At 69.6% G+C, this 20,043-nt stretch carries 18 protein-coding genes; all 18 read right to left on the reverse strand.

Going from position 1 to position 20,043, the window contains the following annotated elements; translation table 11 throughout:
- Positions 1-608, reverse strand: a 608-nt coding sequence (locus VKG64_00435) for a phosphatidylserine decarboxylase (protein ID HKB23489.1), incomplete at its 3' end; no start/stop codon positions are given.
- 1 nt (position 609) lies between these two features.
- A complete protein-coding gene (ilvC, locus tag VKG64_00440; GenBank protein HKB23490.1) occupies positions 610-1,614 on the reverse strand; it encodes a ketol-acid reductoisomerase in 1,005 nt (334 codons plus the stop codon).
- A 31-nt stretch (positions 1,615-1,645) separates the two neighbouring features.
- Positions 1,646-2,221: an acetolactate synthase small subunit gene (ilvN, locus tag VKG64_00445; GenBank protein HKB23491.1), complete on the reverse strand. Its 576-nt coding sequence runs from the start codon at positions 2,219-2,221 to the stop codon at positions 1,646-1,648.
- Positions 2,222-3,970, reverse strand: a complete 1,749-nt coding sequence (gene ilvB, locus VKG64_00450) for a biosynthetic-type acetolactate synthase large subunit (protein HKB23492.1) — start codon at positions 3,968-3,970, stop codon at positions 2,222-2,224.
- 18 nt (positions 3,971-3,988) lie between these two features.
- On the reverse strand, positions 3,989-4,876 hold the full coding sequence (locus VKG64_00455; GenBank protein HKB23493.1) for a dihydrodipicolinate synthase family protein: 888 nt from the start codon (positions 4,874-4,876) through the stop codon (positions 3,989-3,991).
- A complete protein-coding gene (ppdK, locus tag VKG64_00460) occupies positions 4,869-7,553 on the reverse strand; it encodes a pyruvate, phosphate dikinase (protein HKB23494.1) in 2,685 nt (894 codons plus the stop codon). The genes VKG64_00455 and ppdK overlap by 8 nt, the downstream gene beginning before the upstream one ends.
- A 304-nt stretch (positions 7,554-7,857) precedes the next feature.
- A complete protein-coding gene (locus VKG64_00465; GenBank protein ID HKB23495.1) occupies positions 7,858-8,622 on the reverse strand; it encodes a FadR/GntR family transcriptional regulator in 765 nt (254 codons plus the stop codon).
- Positions 8,622-9,326, reverse strand: coding sequence for a TerC family protein (locus VKG64_00470; protein ID HKB23496.1), 705 nt, complete (start codon positions 9,324-9,326; stop codon positions 8,622-8,624). Before VKG64_00470 ends, VKG64_00465 begins: the two co-directional genes overlap by 1 nt.
- Entirely contained in the window at positions 9,326-10,837 is a 1,512-nt protein-coding gene (locus tag VKG64_00475) for a tripartite tricarboxylate transporter permease (protein ID HKB23497.1), read from the reverse strand. The genes VKG64_00470 and VKG64_00475 overlap by 1 nt, the downstream gene beginning before the upstream one ends.
- Before the next feature lie 2 nt (positions 10,838-10,839).
- Positions 10,840-11,301 (reverse strand): tripartite tricarboxylate transporter TctB family protein, encoded by a 462-nt coding sequence (locus VKG64_00480; GenBank protein HKB23498.1) that lies wholly within the window; start codon positions 11,299-11,301, stop codon positions 10,840-10,842.
- A gap of 11 nt (positions 11,302-11,312) precedes the next feature.
- Positions 11,313-12,278, reverse strand: coding sequence for a tripartite tricarboxylate transporter substrate binding protein (locus VKG64_00485; GenBank protein HKB23499.1), 966 nt, complete (start codon positions 12,276-12,278; stop codon positions 11,313-11,315).
- Positions 12,279-12,445: 167 nt separating this feature from the next.
- The gene (locus VKG64_00490; GenBank protein ID HKB23500.1) at positions 12,446-13,477 is read right to left on the reverse strand and encodes a thiamine pyrophosphate-dependent enzyme; all 1,032 of its coding nucleotides are present in this window, start codon (positions 13,475-13,477) and stop codon (positions 12,446-12,448) included.
- Positions 13,478-13,489: 12 nt separating this feature from the next.
- Positions 13,490-14,719: a pyruvate ferredoxin oxidoreductase gene (locus VKG64_00495; protein ID HKB23501.1), complete on the reverse strand. Its 1,230-nt coding sequence runs from the start codon at positions 14,717-14,719 to the stop codon at positions 13,490-13,492.
- A 13-nt stretch (positions 14,720-14,732) separates the two neighbouring features.
- On the reverse strand, positions 14,733-15,941 hold the full coding sequence (locus VKG64_00500) for a 4Fe-4S dicluster-binding protein (GenBank protein HKB23502.1): 1,209 nt from the start codon (positions 15,939-15,941) through the stop codon (positions 14,733-14,735).
- Positions 15,942-16,127: 186 nt separating this feature from the next.
- Entirely contained in the window at positions 16,128-16,748 is a 621-nt protein-coding gene (locus VKG64_00505) for an FMN-binding negative transcriptional regulator (protein HKB23503.1), read from the reverse strand.
- A complete protein-coding gene (pdxT, locus tag VKG64_00510; protein HKB23504.1) occupies positions 16,745-17,332 on the reverse strand; it encodes a pyridoxal 5'-phosphate synthase glutaminase subunit PdxT in 588 nt (195 codons plus the stop codon). Before pdxT ends, VKG64_00505 begins: the two co-directional genes overlap by 4 nt.
- Positions 17,333-17,340: 8 nt before the next feature.
- Entirely contained in the window at positions 17,341-18,237 is an 897-nt protein-coding gene (pdxS, locus tag VKG64_00515; protein ID HKB23505.1) for a pyridoxal 5'-phosphate synthase lyase subunit PdxS, read from the reverse strand.
- Positions 18,238-18,320: 83 nt separating this feature from the next.
- On the reverse strand, positions 18,321-19,844 hold the full coding sequence (locus VKG64_00520) for a PLP-dependent aminotransferase family protein (GenBank protein ID HKB23506.1): 1,524 nt from the start codon (positions 19,842-19,844) through the stop codon (positions 18,321-18,323).
- Positions 19,845-20,043: the final 199 nt, after the last annotated feature.

The raw sequence follows: 20,043 nt of genomic DNA on the forward strand, positions 1-20,043 counted from the left end.
GTCATGCCGCCCGTCACCCGGTCGCCGGCGCGCACGCGCACGTCGGTGCCCCGCGGCATCACGCAGTCCGTGCGCGAGCCGAAGCGGATCATGCCGAACCGCTCGCCGGCCGCGAGCTTGTCCCCCGGCCCGACGCGGCAGACGATGCGGCGCGCGACGACGCCGGCGATCTGGACCACCGTCACGCGGGCGCTCTCGCCCTGGAGATGGAGCGCGCAGCGCTCGTTCGCGCCCTCGGCCTCCCGCCGGTAGGCCGCCAGGAAGCGGCCGCGCGAGTATGTCGTGCCGGCGACGAGCCCCGCGATGGGCGAGCGGTTGACGTGGACGTTGAGCGGCGAGAGGAAGACCGCCACGCGCACGGCCGGCCCGACGAACCGGTCGTCGGTCTCGTCCACCGAGAGCACCCGCCCGTCCGCCGGCGACAGCACGCCGCCCGGCACCGACGGCACGTCGCGCTCGGGGTCCCGGAAGAACCCCGCCGACACGAGCGAGGCGGCGGCGCACGCCGCCGCCAGCCTCTTGTGGCCCGTCAGCGCCAGGACCGCCGCCACGATGCCCGGGGGCAGGATGAAGGGCCAGCCCTCGCGCGCGATGGGAAGCTTGGCCACGCTACATCCTCGGCGGCTTGATCCAGGACATCATCGCGCGCAGCCGCTTGCCGACCTCCTCGATCGGATGCGCGGCGTCGCGCCGGCGCATCGCCAGGAAGCCCGCGCGGTTCGCCTGGTTCTCGAGCACCCACTCGCGGGCGAACTGCCCCGACTGGATCTCGGCGAGGATCTTCCGCATCTCGGCCTTCGTCTCCTCGCTCACGATCCGCGGCCCGCGCGTGTAGTCGCCGTACTCGGCCGTGTCGGAGACGGAGTAGCGCATGTACGCGAGACCGCCCTGGTAGAACAGGTCGACGATCAGCTTCATCTCGTGCATGCACTCGAAGTAGGCGACCTCCGGCTGGTAGCCCGCCTCGACGAGCGTCTCGAACGCTGCCTTGATCAGGTGCGAGATGCCGCCGCACAGGGTCGTCTGCTCGCCGAAGAGATCGGTTTCGGTCTCTTCCTTGAAGGTAGTTTCGATCACCCCCGCCCGGGTACAGCCCACGCCCTTGCCGTAGGCGAGGGCCACGTCGCGCGCCTTGCCCGAGACGTCCTGGTGCACGGCGAGAAGCGCGGGCACGCCCGGCCCCTGGGTGAAGAGGTCGCGCATCACGTGGCCCGGGGCCTTGGGCGCGATCATCGCGACGTCCACGTCGGGCGGCGGGACCACCTGGTTGAAGTGGATGTTGAAGCCGTGCGCGAACATGAGCATCTTGCCCTTGCCGAGCCCGCCCTTGATCTCCGCCTCGAACACCTGCCGCTGGCTCTGGTCGGGGAGCAGGATCATGATGACGCCAGCCGTCTGCGCGGCCTCGTTCACGGTCGCGACGCGGAGGCCGTCCTTCTCGGCCTTCGCCCAGCTCTTGGAGCCCTTGTAGAGGCCGACGACGACGTCCTGGCCCGAGTCGCGGAGGTTCAGCGCGTGCGCGTGCCCCTGGCTGCCGTAGCCGATGATCGCGAGCTTCTTGCCCTTGAGCAGCCCGAGATCGGCGTCCTGGTCGTAGTAGATTTTCGCCGGCATCCTGACGTTCCTTTCCCTCGTTGACCGCCCGTTAGTCCGCGAACCCGACCACCTTCGGGTCCTCCGAGACGCGCGTCTTGCGGGGCGCCTCCGCCTTGCGCAGGCGCGTCTTCGGCCCGCGCGCGATCGCCACCTTGCCCGTGCGGACGAGCTCCTGGATCCCCATGGGCCTCAGCAGGCCCACGAGCGCCTCGAGCTTCTGCTCGTCGCCCGTCGCCTCGAGGACGAAGGACGTCGGCGTCACGTCGACGACCTTCGCCCGGAAGATGTCGGCCGTCCGCAGAATCTCCTCGCGATGCTGGGGCTCGGCGTTCACGCGGATCAGGATCAACTCGCGCTCGACGTGGTCGTCGTCCGTGAGGTCCGACACCTTGATGACGTCGATCAGCTTGTGGAGCTGCTTGGTCACCTGCTCGATCACGAACTCGTCGCCGGTGACCACGATCGTCATGCGCGAGACCGACGGGTCGAGGGTCTCGCCGACCGAGAGGCTCTCGATGTTGTAGCCGCGCGCCGAGAACAGGCCCGCGACGCGCGACAGGACGCCGAACCGGTTCTCGACGAGGACCGCGATCGTGTGCTTCCTGGGCTCGTTCCCGTTCTGCATCTAAAATCCCGTCTGCGCGCGGGTGGCCTTGTCCTTCGCCGCCGTGTTCGGGTTTTCGAGGATCATGTCCGTGTTCGCGCCGCCGGCGGGCACCATCGGGAAGACGTACTCCCACTTGTCCACCCAGACGTCCACGACGACGGGCCCGGGGGTCGCGAAGGCCTTCTCGAGCGCGGGCACCACCTCGGACGGCTTCGTCGCCCGGATCCCGACGCAGCCGTACGCGTCGGCGAGCTTGACGAAGTCGGGGCTCGGCCCGAGGTCGATCGAGCAGAACCGCCCCTTGTAAATGATCCCCTGCCACTGGCGGACCATGCCGTGGCCGCCGTTGTTGATGATGACGGTCTTGACCGCGAGGTCGTTGTCGTGGCAGGTCGCCAGCTCCTGGCTGTTCATCGCGAACGAGCCGTCGCCGTCGATGTTGACGACGAGCCGGTCGGGGAACGCCGCCGCGACGCCCATCGCCGTCGGCAGCCCGTAGCCCATCGTGCCGAGCCCGCCCGAGGTGAACCAGCGGCGCGGGTGCTTGAAGCGGTAGTACTGCGCGGCCCACATCTGGTGCTGGCCGACGCCGGTCACCACCATCGCCTCGCCGCGCGTGAGGTTCGAGATCTCCTGGATGACGTGCTGGGGCTTGATGAGCTCGTCGTCCCAGTCGTAATGGAACGGGTGCTGGCGCTTCCACTCCGCGATCTGCGCGAGCCACTGCTTGCGCGCTTCCCGCGCGAGCGAGGGCGTGTCGTCGGCGAGCTCCTCGCGCACCGCCTCGAGGAGGGCGCGGAGCACGCGCCGGCAGTCGCCGACGATCGGCACGTCCACCTTGATGTTCTTCGAGATCGACGAGGGATCGATGTCGATGTGGACGATCTCGGCGTTCGGCGCGAACGCGTCCACGCGGCCGGTGACGCGGTCGTCGAAGCGCGCGCCCACGGCGACCAGCACGTCCGAGTGGTGGACGGCCATGTTCGCGTAGTAGCTCCCGTGCATGCCGAGCATGTCGAGCGACAGCGGGTGCTCCATCGGGAAGGACCCGAGGCCCATGAGCGTCTGGGTCACCGGGATCTGGGTCAGCTCCGCCAGCTCGTGCAGCTCCGCGTGCGCGTTGGACGAGATCACCCCGCCGCCGACGTAGAGGACGGGCTTCCGGGCGCGCGCGAGCAGCTTCGCCGCGCGCTTGATCTGGCCCGGATGGCCGTCGTAGTTCGGGTTGTACGAGCGCATCTGGACCCGCTCGGGCCAGATGAGCTCCGCCTCCTTCACGAGGACGTCCTTCGGCAGGTCCACGTGGACCGGGCCGGGGCGTCCCGTGGCGGCGATGTGGAACGCCTCGCGGATCGTCGGGCCGAGGTCCTTCCCGTCCTTCACCAGAAAGTTGTGCTTCGTGCACGGACGGGTGATGCCGACGTTGTCCGCCTCCTGGAACGCGTCGTTGCCGATGAGGTGCGTCGGCACCTGGCCGGTGAACACGACGATCGGCATCGAGTCCATGTACGCGTCCTGGAGCGCCGTGACGATGTTGGTGGCCGCGGGGCCCGACGTCACCAGGGCGACGCCGACCTTGCCCGTCGCCCGCGCGTAGCCCTCGGCGGCGTGGCCCGCGGCGGCCTCCTGGCGCACGAGGATGTGGCGCAGTCCCTGGAAGTCGTACAGGACGTCGTAGATCGGCAGCACCGCGCCGCCCGGGAGGCCGAAGATGACCTCGACGCCCTCGCGCTTGAGACACTCCAGAACGATCCGCGCCCCGGACATTTTCACCGCACGTTCCTCCTAGAGCAGTCCGGCCGTCGCCAGGACTTCCTTGATGTCCTCGATCGCGTCCCCGTCGGGCGTCGCGAGCGGCGACCGGCACGGGCCGCCGAAGAAGCCCTGGAGATCGAGCGCCGCCTTCAGCCCGCCGATCCCGTACCGTCCCGCGACGCCGCGGTCGGCCGCCAGCATCCGCGCCGCGATCTCGCGCGCCTCGTCCCACCGCCCGCTCCGCGCCGCCGCGTAGACGTTGCAGAATTCGCGCGCCGCGATGAGGCCCAGCGCCAGGATCCCGCCCGACGAGCCGATCGCGAGCGAGGGCAGGAGCGCGGACGCCGAGCCGACGAGGACGTGGAAGCTCTTCGGCGTCTGGTCGATGATCTGCGCGGCCTGGGGAATGTTGCCGGACGAATCCTTGATCCCGACCACGTTCGGGTGCTCGGCGATCTTCGCGACCGTGTCCGCCTCGAGGTTGATCCCGGTGTTGAGTGGGAAGTTGTAGAGCATGACGGGCACGGGCGAGGCCTCCGCCACGGCCAGGTAGTGCCGGATCTGGGCCGCCGGCTGGGCGAAGCCCTTCGTGAAGTAGTGCGGCGTGATGACGAGGGCCGCGTCCGCGCCCAGCTCGGCCGCGCGCTTCGTCTGGCGGATCGTGTGAAGCGTCGAGTCGGCGCCCGTCCCGGCGATGAACGCGCGGTCCCGCGGGATCGCCTCGCGGGCGGCCGCGAGCACCCGCTCGCGCTCCGCCTCGGACAGCATCGGGAACTCCCCGGTCGAGCCGAGGACGACGTAGCCGGCGAGCCCGGTCGCGCTCCACCGCCGGAGGTTCGCCTGGAGCCGCTCCACGGCGACGTCCTCGCCGCGGAACGGCGTCGTCACGGGGACGAAGACGCCTTCGACGCTACGCATGGAGGGTCCCCTCCGACGCCTGCCGCGCCTTGATCCGGGCCTGCGCGGCGCTGAGCCGCGCGATGGGGATCATGAACGGCGAGCACGACACGTAGGTCATGCCCACCGTGTGACAGAACTCGACCGACGACGGCTCGCCGCCGTGCTCGCCGCAGATGCCGATCTTCAGGTCGGGCCGCGCACGGCGCCCGCGCTCGATGCCGATCTTGATCAGCTCGCCGACCCCTTCCTGGTCGAGCACGGAGAAGGGATCGGACGGCAGGAGGTTCTTCTGGAGGTACTCCGGCAGGAACTTCGCGACGTCGTCCCGGCTGTAGCCGAACGTTAGCTGCGTGAGGTCGTTGGTCCCAAACGAGAAGAACTCGGCGGTCCGCGCGATCTTGTCGGCGATGAGGGACGCGCGCGGCACCTCGATCATCGTGCCGATCAGGTACTTCACCGGCACGCCCATCTCCGCGATGATCCCGTCGGCCACCGTCTTCGTCTGCTCGTAGGTGAGCTCCATCTCGCCGACCGTGCCCGTGAGCGGGATCATGATCTCGGGCTCGACGCGCACGCCCTCGGCCGCCACCGCGCAGGCCGCCTCCATGATCGCGCGCACCTGCATCTCGTAGATCTCCGGGTACGTGATGCCGAGCCGGCAGCCGCGGTGGCCCAGCATCGGGTTGGCCTCCTGGAGCGAGCGGACCTTTGCCATCATCGCCTCGAGGCGCTCGCGCCCCATGTGCCGCGCATCGAGGCGCGTGTACTCCTCGAGGAGGTCCGTGTACTTCGGCAGGAACTCGTGGAGTGGCGGGTCGAGGAGGCGGATCGTGACGGGCAGGCCGTCCATCACGCGGAAGATGCCCGTGAAGTCCTCGCGCTGGAACGGGAGCAGCCGCTTCACCGCCGCGTGCCGCGCGGCCGAGTCGCTCGCCATGATCATCTCGCGGACGATCGGGATGCGGTCGGCGGCGAAGAACATGTGCTCGGTCCGCACCAGGCCGATCCCCTCCGCGCCGAACTCGCGCGCCTTCCGCGCGTCCTCGGGCGTGTCCGCGTTGGCCCGCACGCCGAGCGTCCGGACGCGGTCCGCCCACCCCAGGAACTCCTCGACCTTCTCGGTCAGCCGCGGCGGGATGAGGGCCACCTCGTCCACGATGACCTCGCCGGTGTCGCCGTCGATCGAGATCAGATCGCCCTCACGGAGCGTGCGGCCGCCCGCCACGAAGACGCGCCGCTCCTCGTCCACCACGATGTCGCTCGCGCCCACGACGCAGCACTTCCCCATGCCGACGGCGACGACCGCCGCGTGCGACGTGCGCCCGCCGCGCGCGGTGACGATGCCTTCGGACGAGTACATGCCGGCCACGTCTTCGGGGGACGTCTCCGGACGTACCAGGATCACCCGCTGGCCGTTCCGGGCCGCCTCCACCGCCCGATCGGCGTTGAAGACGACGTGCCCGACGGCGCCGCCCGGCGCCGCCGGCAGACCGCGCGCGAGGAGGCGCCCCTCGGCGAGCGCCCGCTCCTTGTCGCGCGGGTCGAGGACCGGGAGGAAGATCTTCCCGAGCTCGCGGGGCGGCACGCGGAGCAGCGCCGTGTGCTGGTCGATGACGCTCTCGTGCACGAGGTCCACCGCGACGCCGACCGAGGCGAGCGCCGAGCGCTTGCCGGCGCGCGTCTGCAGGAGGTAGAGCTTTCCCTCCTGGATCGTGAACTCGAGGTCCTGCATGTCCTTGTAGTGACGCTCGAGGCGGTCGGCGATCTCGAGGAGCTCATCGTAGATCGCGGGCATGCGACGCTTGAGTTCGTCGATATGCTCGGGCGTGCGGATGCCGGCCACCACGTCCTCGCCCTGGGCGTTGGCGAGGAACTCGGCGTAGAAGCGCCGCTCGCCGGTGCGCGGGTCGCGGGTGAACCCCACGCCCGTCCCCGACGTCTCGCCGAGGTTGCCGAACACCATCGCCATCACCGTCACGGCGGTGCCCCAGTCGGCCGGAATGCCGTGGATCCGGCGATACTCGGTCGCCTTCTTGGCGAACCAGGAGTCGAACACGGCGTCGATGGCGAGACGGAGCTGCTCCCTCGGATCCTGCGGGAACGGCGCGCCGGCGCGGGCGCTCACGATGTCCTTGAACGTCTGCGTGAGCTTCCGAAGCTCGCCCGCGGGGATCTCGGGATCGGTCCTGATGCCGAGGCGGGCCTTGAGGGCGTCGAGCTCGGCGTCGAAGGCCTCGCGCCGGATGCCGAGGACCACGCTCGAGAACATCGTCACGAAGCGGCGATAGCAGTCCCACGCGAAGCGCTCGTTCTTCGTCCACGCAGCGAGCCCGCGCACCGTCGCGTCGTTGAGCCCGAGGTTCAGGACCGTCTCCATCATGCCGGGCATCGAGGTGCGCGCACCCGAGCGGACGGCGACGAGGAGGGGGCGCTCGGCGTCGCCGAGCTTCATGCCCGCCGCGGCCTCGAGCCGTACCAGGTGCTCCTGCGTCTGCTCCGCGAGGCCCTCGGGCCACTGACGGCCGCTCTTGTTGTAGCGCGACCAAGCCTGCGTGGTGAGCGTGAAGCCCGGCGGCACGGGGATCCCGAGGTTGGTCATCTCGGCGAGCTCGCAGCCCTTCCCGCCCAGAAGGTTGCGCATGAGGGACGAGCCCTCCGCGTGGCCTCCGCCGAAGAAATAGACGTATTTGGTCATATGCCGAAAAAGTCTTTTAACACTACAGGATGTGAAGCACTCGCGTCAATCTTTCTCATGCCCGGGGAGCCTCGCGCCTCCCCACCATTCTGCCGAAAAACGAAAGGGCCACGGGTCGTTTCACCCGTGGCCCCAGAGTGTCCATCGCCACGGGCCGTCTCCTGCCCGTGGCATCCGATGTCGCGTTACTTCGCGGATGCTCCGGGCAGGCCCGGCAGCGCCAGCAGAATCAGGCCCAGCGACAGCACCCGCGCGGTGATCAACGTCATGGTGGACGGAGCATACGCGGGAGCGTGACCGCGTGTCAAGACCGCTTTCTCTTGCCGCGGCGGGCGGGGCCCTCCCGCCTCAGCACGAGCATCTCCACGGCCTCCAGGTGGTCGAGCATCGCCTGCCGCGCCGCGCGCTCGTCCCGCGCCGTGATCGCCGCGAGGATGCGCCGGTGGTCCTGATGCGACCGCGTCGGCCGGCCGGGCGTGTTGAGCGACTCCTCGCGGCTCTGGCTCAAGAGATCCATGATCGCGTGGGCGAGCCGCGTGATCGCGCGGTTGTGCGCCGCCGCGCCGATCGCCGCGTGGAAGGCGGCGTCCTGGGCGAGACCGGTGTTGCCGGCCGCGATCTCCTTGGCCTGCGCCTCGAGGATCCGGTCCATCTCCTGGATCTCGTCGCGGGTGGCGCGGGCCGCGGCGAGCCCCGCGAGGGCGGGCTCGAGGAGCCGGCGTGCCTCGAACAGCTCGGCGATCGCCTCGCGCTGCGTGGTCAGGAGGAGCGCGAGCGGTCCCACGAGCGCGTCGATGGACACCTCGCGGACGAAGGTCCCCTCGCCGGGCCGGCTCTCGATGAGGCCGAGACTCTCGAGGGCCCGCAGCGCCTCGCGGACCGACGGGCGGCTGACGACGAACTTCTCGGCGAGGTCGCGCTCGGGGGGCAGCCGGTCGCCGCTCTTCAGCTGGCCCTCGGAGATCAACTGCTTGATCTGGCGGACGATCTCTTCGTAGATCCGCGTCGACTTGATCGGCGCGAGGTCCACGCCCCGGTCGCCCCGCCGCTTCCCCTCGCCGGCCGTCATCAGAGCTTCTGCGGGACGCGCACGCGGTGGCGGCGCCCCGAGCGGGCGAGCCACCAGCCGAGCGCGGTGAGCAGGGCGCCGAGCGCCAGGGGCACGGGCCGGTGGAGCAGGCCGGCCGCCTCCCCCAGCCAGCGCACGACCAGGGCGTCCTCGAGAATCATCTCCCCCGCCACGTAGCCCAACACCCCCCCGCCGAACCAGACGATCCACGTGTAGCGGTTCATGAGGTACGCGAGGAGCCCGGCGCCCCAGACCACGATCGGCAGCGAGAGGCCGATGCCGAACATGACGAGCATGAGGTCCCCGTGGGCCGCCGCCGCGATCGCCAGCACGTTGTCGAGGCTCATCGTCACGTCGGCGACGATGATGATCCAGATCGCCTCCCAGAGGGAAGCCCCGTGACGCACGTCGCCCGCCCCCTCCCCGCCAGGCCGCACGAGCCGGGCGGCGATCCACACGAGGAGGAGGCCGCCCGCGAGCTGGAGCAGCGGCACCCGCAGGAGGACGCTCACGAGCGCGACGAAGACGAGCCGGAGCACGACCGCGCCGGCCGCCCCCCAGATCTGCCCGAGCACGCGCTTGCGCTTGGGCAGGGCGCGCACGGCGAGGGCAATGACCAGCGCGTTGTCGCCGGAGAGGAGGAGATTCAGGAACGAGATGCCCATGAGGCGCAGCCAGAACTGCGGATCGAGGAGGACGTCCATCAGGCGCCCGCGCCCGGCGCGGCCGCGCCGCGCAGCCGCCGCCACCAGGGGGTCAGCACGGGCAGCGCGAAGAACAGAAGCGCGACCGCGGTGATCGCCCCCGAGATCGGGCGGGTCACGAAGATCGCGAGCGAGCCCTGGGACATGATGAGGCTCTGGCGGAGCGCGTTCTCGGCGAGGTCGCCGAGGACGAGCGCCAGGACGAGCGGCGCGAGCGGGTAGTCGAGCTTCTTGAACACGTACCCTACGACGCCGAAGATCACCATATACCAGATGTCGATCATGCTGTTGTGCACCGCATACGAGCCGACCGCGCAGATGACGACAATCACGGGCGTCAGCATCGCGAACGGGATCTTCAGGATCGCGGCGAAGAACGGCACGAACGCGAGCACCATCAGCACGCCGATGATGTTCCCCGTGTACATGCTCGCGATGAGCCCCCACACGAACTCGGGCCGTTCCTTGAAGAGCAGCGGCCCCGGCTGGAGGCCCCAGATGATCAGGCCGCCCAGCATCACCGCGGCCGTCGGCGAGCCCGGGATCCCGAGCGTGAGCATCGGCAGCATGGCGGCGACGCCGGCGGCGTGCGCGGCGGTCTCGGGCGCCACGACCCCCTCGAGCTCCCCCTGACCGAACCGCTCGGGGTGCTTGGAGAAGCGCTTGGCGAACGCGTAACTCATGAAGGAGGCGGGCGTTGCGCCGCCCGGCTTGAAGCCCATCCAGAAGCCGATGAACGAGCCGCGCACGAAGGTGCGCCAGTAGCGCGGCAGGATCTTCCAGGTGTCGAGAACGACCCGGAGGTTCATGCCCGTCCGGGCGGCGCGGAACGACAATCCCTCTTCGACGGTGAGGAGGATCTCGCCGATGCCGAACAGGCCGATGACGGCGACGATGAAGTCGAAGCCCTTCATGAGGTCCACGAAGCCGAACGTCATCCGGAGCTGGCCGGTCACGATGTCGAGCCCGACCGCGGCGAGGATGAAGCCGAGCAGGATCGAGACGAGCGACTTCACCGGGTTGCCGCCGCCGAGCCCGACGAAGCTCGAGAAGGTCAGGAGCTGGATCGAGAAGAACTCCGGCGGGCCGAACTTGAGCGCGATCTCCGCGAGCAGCGGCGCGAAGAAGGTGATCAGCACGATCGAGAAGAAGGCGCCGACGAACGACGAAGTGAAGGCCGCGGTGAGCGCCTGGCCCCCCAGCCCCTGGCGCGCCAGCGGGTAGCCGTCGAAGGTCGTCGCCACCGACCACGGCTCGCCGGGGATGTTGAAGAGCACCGACGTGATCGCGCCGCCGAACAGCGCCCCCCAGTAGAGGGAGGTCAGGAGGATGATCGCCGAGGTGGGCGGCATCGTGAACGTGAGCGGCAGCAGGATCGCGACGCCGTTGGCGCCGCCCAGGCCCGGCAGGACGCCGATGATCGTCCCCAGGGTGATGCCGATGACGGCGACGAACAGGTTGTACGGGGTGATCGCGATGTGGAAGCCGAGGACGAGGTTCTCGATCCCCATGCCTACTGCCCGAGCCACGCCTCGAGCGGGCCCTTGGGCATCGGCACCAGAAACCACTTCTCGAAGACGAAGAAGGTCGCGAGCGGGAACAGGATCGCGACGGCGAGCACGGCCAGCCACGTGTGGCGGCCGATCCAGCGCATGTAGAACCCGGTGTAGAGCGCCCCGGAGACGTAGAGCCCGAGCCACTGCGTGAGCACCACGAGCGCCACGGCGGGCCAGAGCACCTTCAGCACCGGCCCGAGCTGCGCACGCGTGACGAACACCCGCGCCTCCGCACGGCGCGCCGCCTGGAGACAAATGAGGGCGCAGGCGGCGAGCATGAGCACGCCGAGCCAGAAGGGAAAGAATCCGCTCTTGGGGCCGTCGGTGCCCCAGCCGATGCCGAGCCTGACGGCGTCGAAGAGGACGACTCCGCTCAGCAGCATCAGGAACGACGCGGTGACCAGGTCCGCGAGTCGCATGGCGTCGGGGGCTACTGCTTCAGGAGACCCCCCTTCGCCATCAGATCCTTGTGGAGCTTTTCGTTCTCCTCCACCCACTTCACGTACTCGGCGCCCGAGGCGAAGGCCGGCTTCAGCGCGCCCTCGTTGAGGTACTTCTGGAACTCGGGCGTGTCGTAGACCTTCCTGAGGAACGCGACGTACCAGTCCACGGCCTCCTTCGGCATGCTCGGCGCCCCGAAGATCCCGCGGAGCATCAGGTAGTGCACGTCGACGCCGAGGGCCTCCTTGACCGTCGGGATGTCCTTCCACTCGGCGACGGGGATGCGCGCGGTGTCGAAGACGGCGAGCGGCCGGACGCGGCCCGCCTTCCAGTGGCTCGCGCACTCGATGGGGTTGTTGACGGTCGAGTCCACGTGGTTGCCGACGAGGTTCACGCACACCTCACCGCCGCCCTTGAACGGCACGTAGATGAACTTGAGCCCGAGCGCCTGCTGGAGCTGGATCGTGAGGATCTGGTCCTCCTGCGCCGAGCCCGTGCCGCCCATCTTGAACGCGGTGGGCTTCGCCTTCACGGCGGCGATGTACTCCTTGGCCGTCTTGTACGACGTCTCCGCGTTCACCCACAGGATGAACTGGTCGAGCGCCATTCGGGCGACCGGCGTGAGGTCACGCCAGCTGAACGGAATGCCGGTGTGGAGCGGCGTGGTGAAGAGGTTCGACAGCGTGATGACGATGACGTGGGCGTCGCCCTTCTTGGCCTTGACGTCGAGAAAGCCCTCGGCGCCGGCGCCGCCCGACTTGTTCACGACGATGAGCGGCCGCGGCGAGAGCTTGTGCTTCTCGGCGAGGCCGGAGATCAGGCGCGCCATCTGGTCGGCGCCGCCGCCGGTCCCCGCGGGCACGACGAACTCGATCGGCTTGGTCGGCTCCCACGCGCCGGCCGGAGCCGTCGACGCCAGGACGAGGACGAGCGAAAGGGCGATCGTGAGCCTCATGGCTCGACTCCTTGCGGCCTGCGGCCGCTGTCTCTCTCGTTGCAATTCGACGCCCGGTGCTGACCGACACTCGACGGCGGGTGATGAACGTCGGGCCGGGCCCCGTGGTTCCCCGGGGCCCGGCCCGCTCTGCTGCTACGAAACGGCCGCGCGCTCCATGCGGCGCGCTACTTGGCGTCGAGCGCGGCCTTGGTGGCGTCCAGCCGCCGGAACGGGACCACGGCCGGGATCTCCCACTTCTCCCACATCTCGTCCACCTTCTTCTGGAAGTACTCGAGGTCCTCCTCGATGAAGTGGGCGAAGCGGCCCTGCTTGAGCAGGTACTCGCGCACGGGCTTCCGCGCGCGGCCCTCGACGATCGCCTTGGTCTTGCCGTAGTACTTCACGACCCCGTCCTCGACCTCGTAGAGGGGGAAGATGCCGGTCTCGATGGCGAGCTCGCCCAGCTCGTGGGAGAGCATCGGGTCGTAGTCCCAGCCCTTCGGGCACGGGTCGAGCGAGTGGATGAAGGTCGGCCCGCCGATCGTCAGCGCACGGCGGACCCGGTTCATCATCTCGACCGCGTAGGAGGCGCAGACGGTGGCCACGTAGCGGCACTCGGAATGCCCCGCCGCCATCATGCCGGCCATGTTCTTCTTCCAGCGCGTGTGGATGAGACGCTTGGCCTTGCCGGGGGGGCTGAACGTCGTGTGGGCGCCGTAGGGCGTCATGCCGGAAAGCTGGATGTCGGTGTTCGCGTACGACTCGTTGTCGTAGAGCAGGATGAGGGAGTTGTACTCCTTGTGCGTCAGGGTCGCCGAGATCGCCCCCAGGCCCATGTCGGCGCCGCCGCCGTCGCCGCAGAACGCTATAACATTGATCGGCTCCGCCTTCATCTTTCCTTTCCGCATGAGAGCTTTCAGTCCTGCAGCAGTACCAAGCGCTGCCGATCCGGAAGATCCCAATTGCGTGTGCATCCACGGCACCACCCACGGCGTCGTGTAGTACGTCGTGTTGGCGACGTACATGCAGCCGGTGGAGCCGAGCACGATCGTGCGCGGGCCCGCCGCTTTCACCATGAGCTTCATGACGAGCGCGGACTCGCAGCCCTGGCAGGTCCGGTGGCCCGAGGTGAAGTACTCCTCGAGGGTGACCTTCTTGACGCCACGGAACGGCTCGAGGATCTGCGTGGCGTTGGTGAACGTCGTGGTCTCAGCCATGGGCATGCTCTCCTATTCGCGAACGCCGAGCCAGTGCGTCTTCGCGTCCGACTTGCCGGCCTTGGCGGCGCCGTAGCACATGTCCGCCGCCTTGTTGACGTCCTCCAGCGTCACCTCGCGGCCACCGAGGCCGCAGATGAAGGACAGGAGCGGCGGCCGTCGCGAGGCGTTGTACATGGCCGCGCGGATCTCGTTGGCCACCACGCCCGAGCCGAACGGCGACCCGAACGAATAATCGCGGTCGATGACGCCGATCGCCTGGGCCTTCGAGAGCGCGGCGACCAGGCGGTCGGTCGGGAACGGCCGGAACCAGCGCAGCCGGACGAGGCCGACCTTCTTGCCCTTGGCGCGCATCTCGCGGATGGCGACCTTGATGGGCAGCGAGATCGTGCCCATGCCGACCAGGATGATCTCCGCGTCGTCGGTCATGTACTCCTCGAACCACGGGTTCTCCGGGCCGCGGCCGAAGACGCGCCGGAAGTCGGCGTACGCCTCCTCGATCACGCCGACCGCGCGCGCCATCGCCTCGTTGTTCTGGCGCCGGATCTCGATGACCCAGTCCTCGTTCGCTTGCGGGGCGACGGTGATCGGGTTGTCGGGGTGGAGCTGGAGGTCGCCGCGATCGTAACGCGGCAGGAAAGCGTCCACCTTCTCCCTCGGCGGCACCATCGTGAGCGCCTGGGAGTGCGTGAGGAACGCGCCGTCGGCCGAGATCGCGAGCGGCAGGAAGACGCGCCGGTCCTCGGCGACGCGGTAGGCGATCAGCGTCGTGTCGAGCGCCTCCTGGGACGTGTCGATCCAGCAGAGGAGCCAGCCGAGGTCACGGACCACCAGCGCGTCGTTGTGCTCGACACCGAACGCGCCGGGGTCGTCGAGCGCGCGGTTGCCGACGAGCGCGACCATGGGCACCCGCAGCGGTGGTGTCACGACGAGGCACTCCATCGCGTACATCCAGCCCACGCCCGATGAGCCGCAGAAGACGCGGGCGCCCACCGTCGAGGCGTGCTTGACGATCTCGAACTGGCTGTGCTCGCCTTCGGCCACGATGTACTCGGCGACAAGATTCCCGTTGGCGATCTTCTTGGCGATCGCCTGCATGACCGTGTCGTACGGCCGGATCGGGTAGGCCGTGACGACATCGATGTCGGCGAGGGTGAGGGCTTCTGCCACCGCCTCGCTCCCCGAGATCAGGAGTTCCTTGTCTTCGGCCGCCGCCGGAACCGCCTTGGTCGCCACCGCCATGTCCGTCGCCCCCCTACACCGTCTTGTGCTGCGCGTTCTCGCCCGGGATGCCCGCCGTGATCTCGACGCCGCCCGCGTCCAGGTCCGACTTCAGCTCCTCATCGTACTGGCCTCGGAAGCGGAAGCCGTGCGAGCGCACCGTGGCCTTCTTGTCACCGATCTTCTCCGTCATCCACACGTGGTACTTGTCCTTGTCCTTGCGCCACATCTCCCACTGGCTCGCGTTGTCCTCGAAGACCGACTCGTTCACCATGGTGATGCACTTCTCCACGGGGCAGACCGCCTCGCAGACGCCGCAGCCGCAGCACGACTCCATGTTGGCGTCGTAGGTGCCGTCGGGCATCACGTCGAAGCAGGAGTCGGGACACTGGATCCAGCAGAGCGTGCACTTCACACAGGTGTCGAAGTTGACGACCGGCCGCATCGTCCGCGTCGTGTACTTCTTGAAGTACGGATTGCGCTCCGGCACGTAGCCCTTGCCGGCCTCCTTCGGCTTGCCGAGAGGGATCGCGGGGATCGTGACGCCTTCGCGCATCTCCCACCACTTGGGCATCTCGAACGAGAACGGGACCTCGGCGTTGCCCTCCGTGAGCTTCACCTCGCGGGTCTCGAGGCGCGCGTACGCCTTCTTCGCGGACTCGACCTTGAGGTCCGAGCCCCACTCCATCTCCTTGATCGCCCCGCAGACCCCGTCGAGCGTGAGGAAGGCCGGCGCGATCTTGGCGAGCGCGCCGAGGATGCGGACCTCGGTGTGGTCCTCCTTGTAGACCCAGAGCCCGGAGAACGAGGCCTTGGCGCGGATCAGCGAGAGCTGGTAGGGCGCGTCCTTCTTGTGAATGTCCTGGAGCAGGTCGTCGAAGCGCTGGAGCGACGTCATCAGCACCGTGCCGTTCGGCACCGTCAGCCGGTTGATCGGCTGGAGCCCGTACCAGGCCCACGACTCGACGCCCTTGGAGAGCGTGTCGTCCACACAGATCGTGACGTCCACGTGCTTGGGCTCGTAGCGGGCCATGTTCTGCTCGAGCTCTTCCTTGCTGTCTGCGACGATCGCGAAGTCCTTCGCCGGGATGCCGTTGCGCTGCGGACTGTCGCCGTAGCGGCCGAATGCGATGCCCCAGCGGCCCGACTTGCGCGCCGACAGGACGATGCCCCGGGCGATGCGCGAGGCGAGGTTCTTCTGGAAGATGCCTCGGTAGACGATCTCGCAGATCAGGGCTGCCATGCGCTCCTCCTCAGCCGGCCCCCGGGAGCCCGGGGACTGGTCGGCTGGTCTGACCGGAGGATACTCCGGGCAGGGTGCAGGCTGTCAAGAGGTCGGAGCGAAAACCGTTTGAGCCGATCCACGTAGTACCGATTCGACGCGCACTTGGGCACGCTCGGCTCAGACCCGGGCGGAGGCCAGCGCGGGCTACGCTTTTTGCACGTCGATCGTCCACTCGAGCGCCGTCGCGGCGAGCTGGTCGTTCTGCCGCCCGCGCTTCCGAAGCTCGGCGATGACCCGCCGGCGCGCCTCGGCCGGGCGGTCCTGGCCGAGCTTCCACTTGGCGCGGCGGCGCGTGACCTCGAGGCGGACCGCGGCGAGCTGGCCGAGCGCGCCGCGATACAACGGGTCGGCGGGATCGAGCGGCTGGTACCCGCCCTCGGGCTGATAGCGGGCGAGGAGCCGCCGCTGCTGGGCCGCGACGGCGTCCGGGTCCTCGACCACCGTGGCGTTGCACTCGAAGATCACCGTCCGATGGTACGCGGTCGCCGAGCCCGCGTACCGCGGGTGCACCCAGTAAGACGGGATCACTCCGAGCACCTCGTCCACCTCCGCGAGGCAGCGGCGCCGGGACTTCAGATCCTGCACCTGCTCGTCGGCGCGGACGAGGTGGAGGTCGAGCGCCGCGCCGTCGTAGACGAACGGGTAGAGCCCGAGGTGCGGCGTGCCGTCCTCGCCGACGGTCACGAGGCGGCAGAGCTCGCGGCTCTCGACGAACCGGTCGATCTCGGCGCCCGGGATGTTCGCGTAGTAGTCGTGGAAGATCACGCCGCGACCTTGGCGCGCGCGACGAGATCGCAGAAGTAGCCGTGCACCGCCGGATCGTCGGTGAGCTCGGGATGGAACGTCGCCACCAGCACGCTCCCCTGGCGCGCCATCACGGGCTCGCCCCGGTGCTCGGCGAGCGTCTCCACGCCCGTGCCGACCCGGCGGATCCGGGGCGCGCGGATGAAGACCATCTCGAGCGGATGCGGCCGGCCGTCGAGCGTGACCGTCCCCGGGGCCTCGAACGACTCTCGCTGGCGCCCGTAGGCGTTGCGCTCGACGGTGACGTCGATCAAGCCGAGCGAGAACTGGCGGGGGTTCTCGACCTCGCGCGCCAGCACGATGAGGCCCGCGCACGTGCCGAAGATGGGCCGCCCCGCGGCGTGGAACTTCTCGAGCGCCGGGACGAACGCCCACTCGTCCATCAGCTTGAGCAGCGTCGTGGACTCGCCGCCGGGGATGATCAGGCCGTCCACGTCGGCGAGCTCCTCCGGCCGCCGCACCTCCACGGCGCGGGCGCCGCCCTTCGCGAGCGCCGCGGCGTGGAGGGCGAAGTCGCCCTGGAGCGCGAGGACGCCGATCCGCATGACTCTCCCTACCAGCCCCGCGTCTGGAGCAGATCCTTCTCCGCCAGCTTCGACGTCTCGATCCCCGGCATCGCCTCGCCCAGCTCCTCGGACACCCGGGCGAGGACGTCGGCATCCTTGAAGTGGGTCGTCGCCTGGACGATCGCCTTGGCGCGCCGGGCCGGGTCGCTCGACTTGAAGATGCCCGAGCCGACGAACACCGCCTCGGCGCCGAGCTGCATCATGAGCGCCGCGTCGGCCGGGGTCGCGATGCCGCCGGCGGAGAAGTTCGGGACGGGCAGCTTCCCGGCCTTCGCCACCCAGCGCACGAGCTCGTAGGGCGCGCCGAGCGTCTTCGCCTCGGTCATCAGCTCTTCCGGCGGGAGCATCGTGAGCCGCCGAATGCCGGACACGAGCGCGCGCATGTGGCGCACGGCCTCGACGATGTTGCCCGAGCCCGCCTCGCCCTTGGTCCGGATCATCGCCGCGCCCTCGCCGATCCGCCGGAGCGCCTCGCCGAGGTCCCGCGCGCCGCACACGAACGGCACGCGGAAGGCGAACTTGTCGATGTGGAAGTGCTCGTCGGCCGGCGTGAGCACCTCCGACTCGTCGATGAAGTCCACGCCGAGCGCCTCGAGGATCTGGGCCTCGACGAAGTGGCCGATGCGCGCCTTGGCCATCACCGGGATCGTCACCGTCTGCTGGATCTCCCGGATCTTCTTCACCGGCGCCATCCGGGCGACGCCGCCGTCCTTGCGGATGTCCGCGGGCACGCGCTCGAGCGCCATGACCGACGCGGCGCCCGCGTCCTCGGCGATCTTCGCCTGCTCGGCGTTCGTGACGTCCATGACGACCCCGCCCTTGAGCATCTCGGCGAGGCCGATGTGCTTCCTGTCCGCGATGCGCAGCCCGTTCAGGTCCGCCATGTTCCCCTCTCCTTTGTCCCTTGGATTTCGCTCGCCTCGGACGGCGGGGCGGAAGCCCCGCGACGTCCCGCGGCTCGCTCTGCCTAGACCACAGGTACGGCCGCCCGCTCGACCCGTTCCCGGGGCGAGCCTCGCGCGGCCTTGATCGTCTCCGCGAGCCTGCGGACGCCCTCGTCGATCCGTCCCGCGGCCACCGTCGAGAACGAGAGCCGCAGCGTCCGCGCGCCGCCGCCGTCCACGAAGAACGCGGCGCCCGGCGTGAACGCGACGCCGCGCTCGATCGCCGCCGGCAGGAGCGCCTCGGCGTCGAGCCCCGGCGGCAGCGTCACGAGTAGCGAGAACCCGCCCGCGGGCTCGGTCCACGCGACCTCCCGCGGCATCCGGCGCCGGAGCGCGGCCAGCAGGAGCGTGCGGCGCCGCGCGTACTCGCGGGCGATTCGCACCACGTGGCGGTCGAGCAGCCGGCGCTCGCAGAACCGGTGGACGGCCGCCTGGAGGAGCGCGCTCGTGTGGAGGTCGGCGAGCTGCTTGGCGGCGAGGAGGCGTTCGCGGATCGGCCGGGGTCCGACGAGCCAGCCGAGGCGCAGCCCCGGAAAGAGGACCTTCGAGAAGGTCCCGATGTAGATCACGACGCCGTCGCGGTCCAGCGCCTTGAGCGGGACGGCTGGCCGCGGACCGTAGTAGAGACTCCCGTCGAAACCGTCCTCGACGACCGGCACCTGGTGGCGCGCGGCCGCCTCGAGGAGGCCCCGCGCGGTGTCCGGCGCGAGCGAGAGGCCGGTCGGGTTGTGAGCGCTTGGCTGGCAATAGAAGAGCTTCACCGCGTGGCGCTCGAGGAGCCGCTCGAAGGCGTCCACCCGCGGCCCCGCGCCGTCCCACGGCACCGCCAGGAGCTGGGCGCCGAACGAGCGGAACACTTGGAGCGCGCGCGGATACGTCGGCTCCTCGATCGCGACCGCGTCGCCCGGATCGAGCAGCGTGCGGGCGATCAGGTCGAAGCCCTGCTGCGAGCCGTTGACGATCAGGATGTCCTCGGCGGGCGCCTCGAGCCCGAAGCGCAGGAGGTACGTCGAGAGGTACTGCCGGAGCGGCGGATACCCGCCCGCGGGGTAGTACTGGAGGAGCGCCGCGCCGTCCTCGCGGATCACGTCGTTCAGGACACGGCGGAAGGCGTCGGTCGGGAAGAGACCGCTGTCGGGCATGCCGCCCGCGAAGGAGACGACGCCCGGGTTCGCCGCCGCGGCACCGATCAGGCCGCGCGTCCGGTCGTCGTCGGCCGCGACGATCTGGGCGCTCCGCGAGAAGAGGCCCGGCCAGTTGAGCGGCGGGTGCGCCGGCGCCGCCGGGCTCGGCGCCGCCTCCACGCCCGGCGGCGCGGCGACGAACGTCCCCTGCCCGACGTGGGCCCGCGCCCAGCCCGCGGCCACCAGCTCCTCGTAAGCCTGCGCGACCGTCGCCCGGTTGACGCCGAGCTCCTGGGCGAGCTCCCGCGTCGCGGGCAGCTTCATCCCCGGCGTGAGGAGCCGGTCGCGGATGAGCCGCTCGAGGTGCGCCTGGATCTGGCGCGGCAGCGCGACAGGCTTCTCGCGGTCGAGCGGGATGTGCACGTGGCCCTCTTACCGAGCCATCTTGGCCTCATTTCACATCAGGTCAAGAGCCAATTGGCCTGCTGTCGGCCGGGCCAATCTCCGGGTCCCCGCCCCCCGAGCTATAATCCCCTCGGCCGTCACCAACCCCGTTCCAGGGAGGAGCCGATGGGAGAGATGAAGGAGTTCGCGGGCCTGTTCTACCGGGAGGGCGCGCTCG

The organism is Candidatus Methylomirabilota bacterium, assembly GCA_035260325.1.
Classification (GTDB): Bacteria; Methylomirabilota; Methylomirabilia; order Rokubacteriales; family CSP1-6; genus AR19.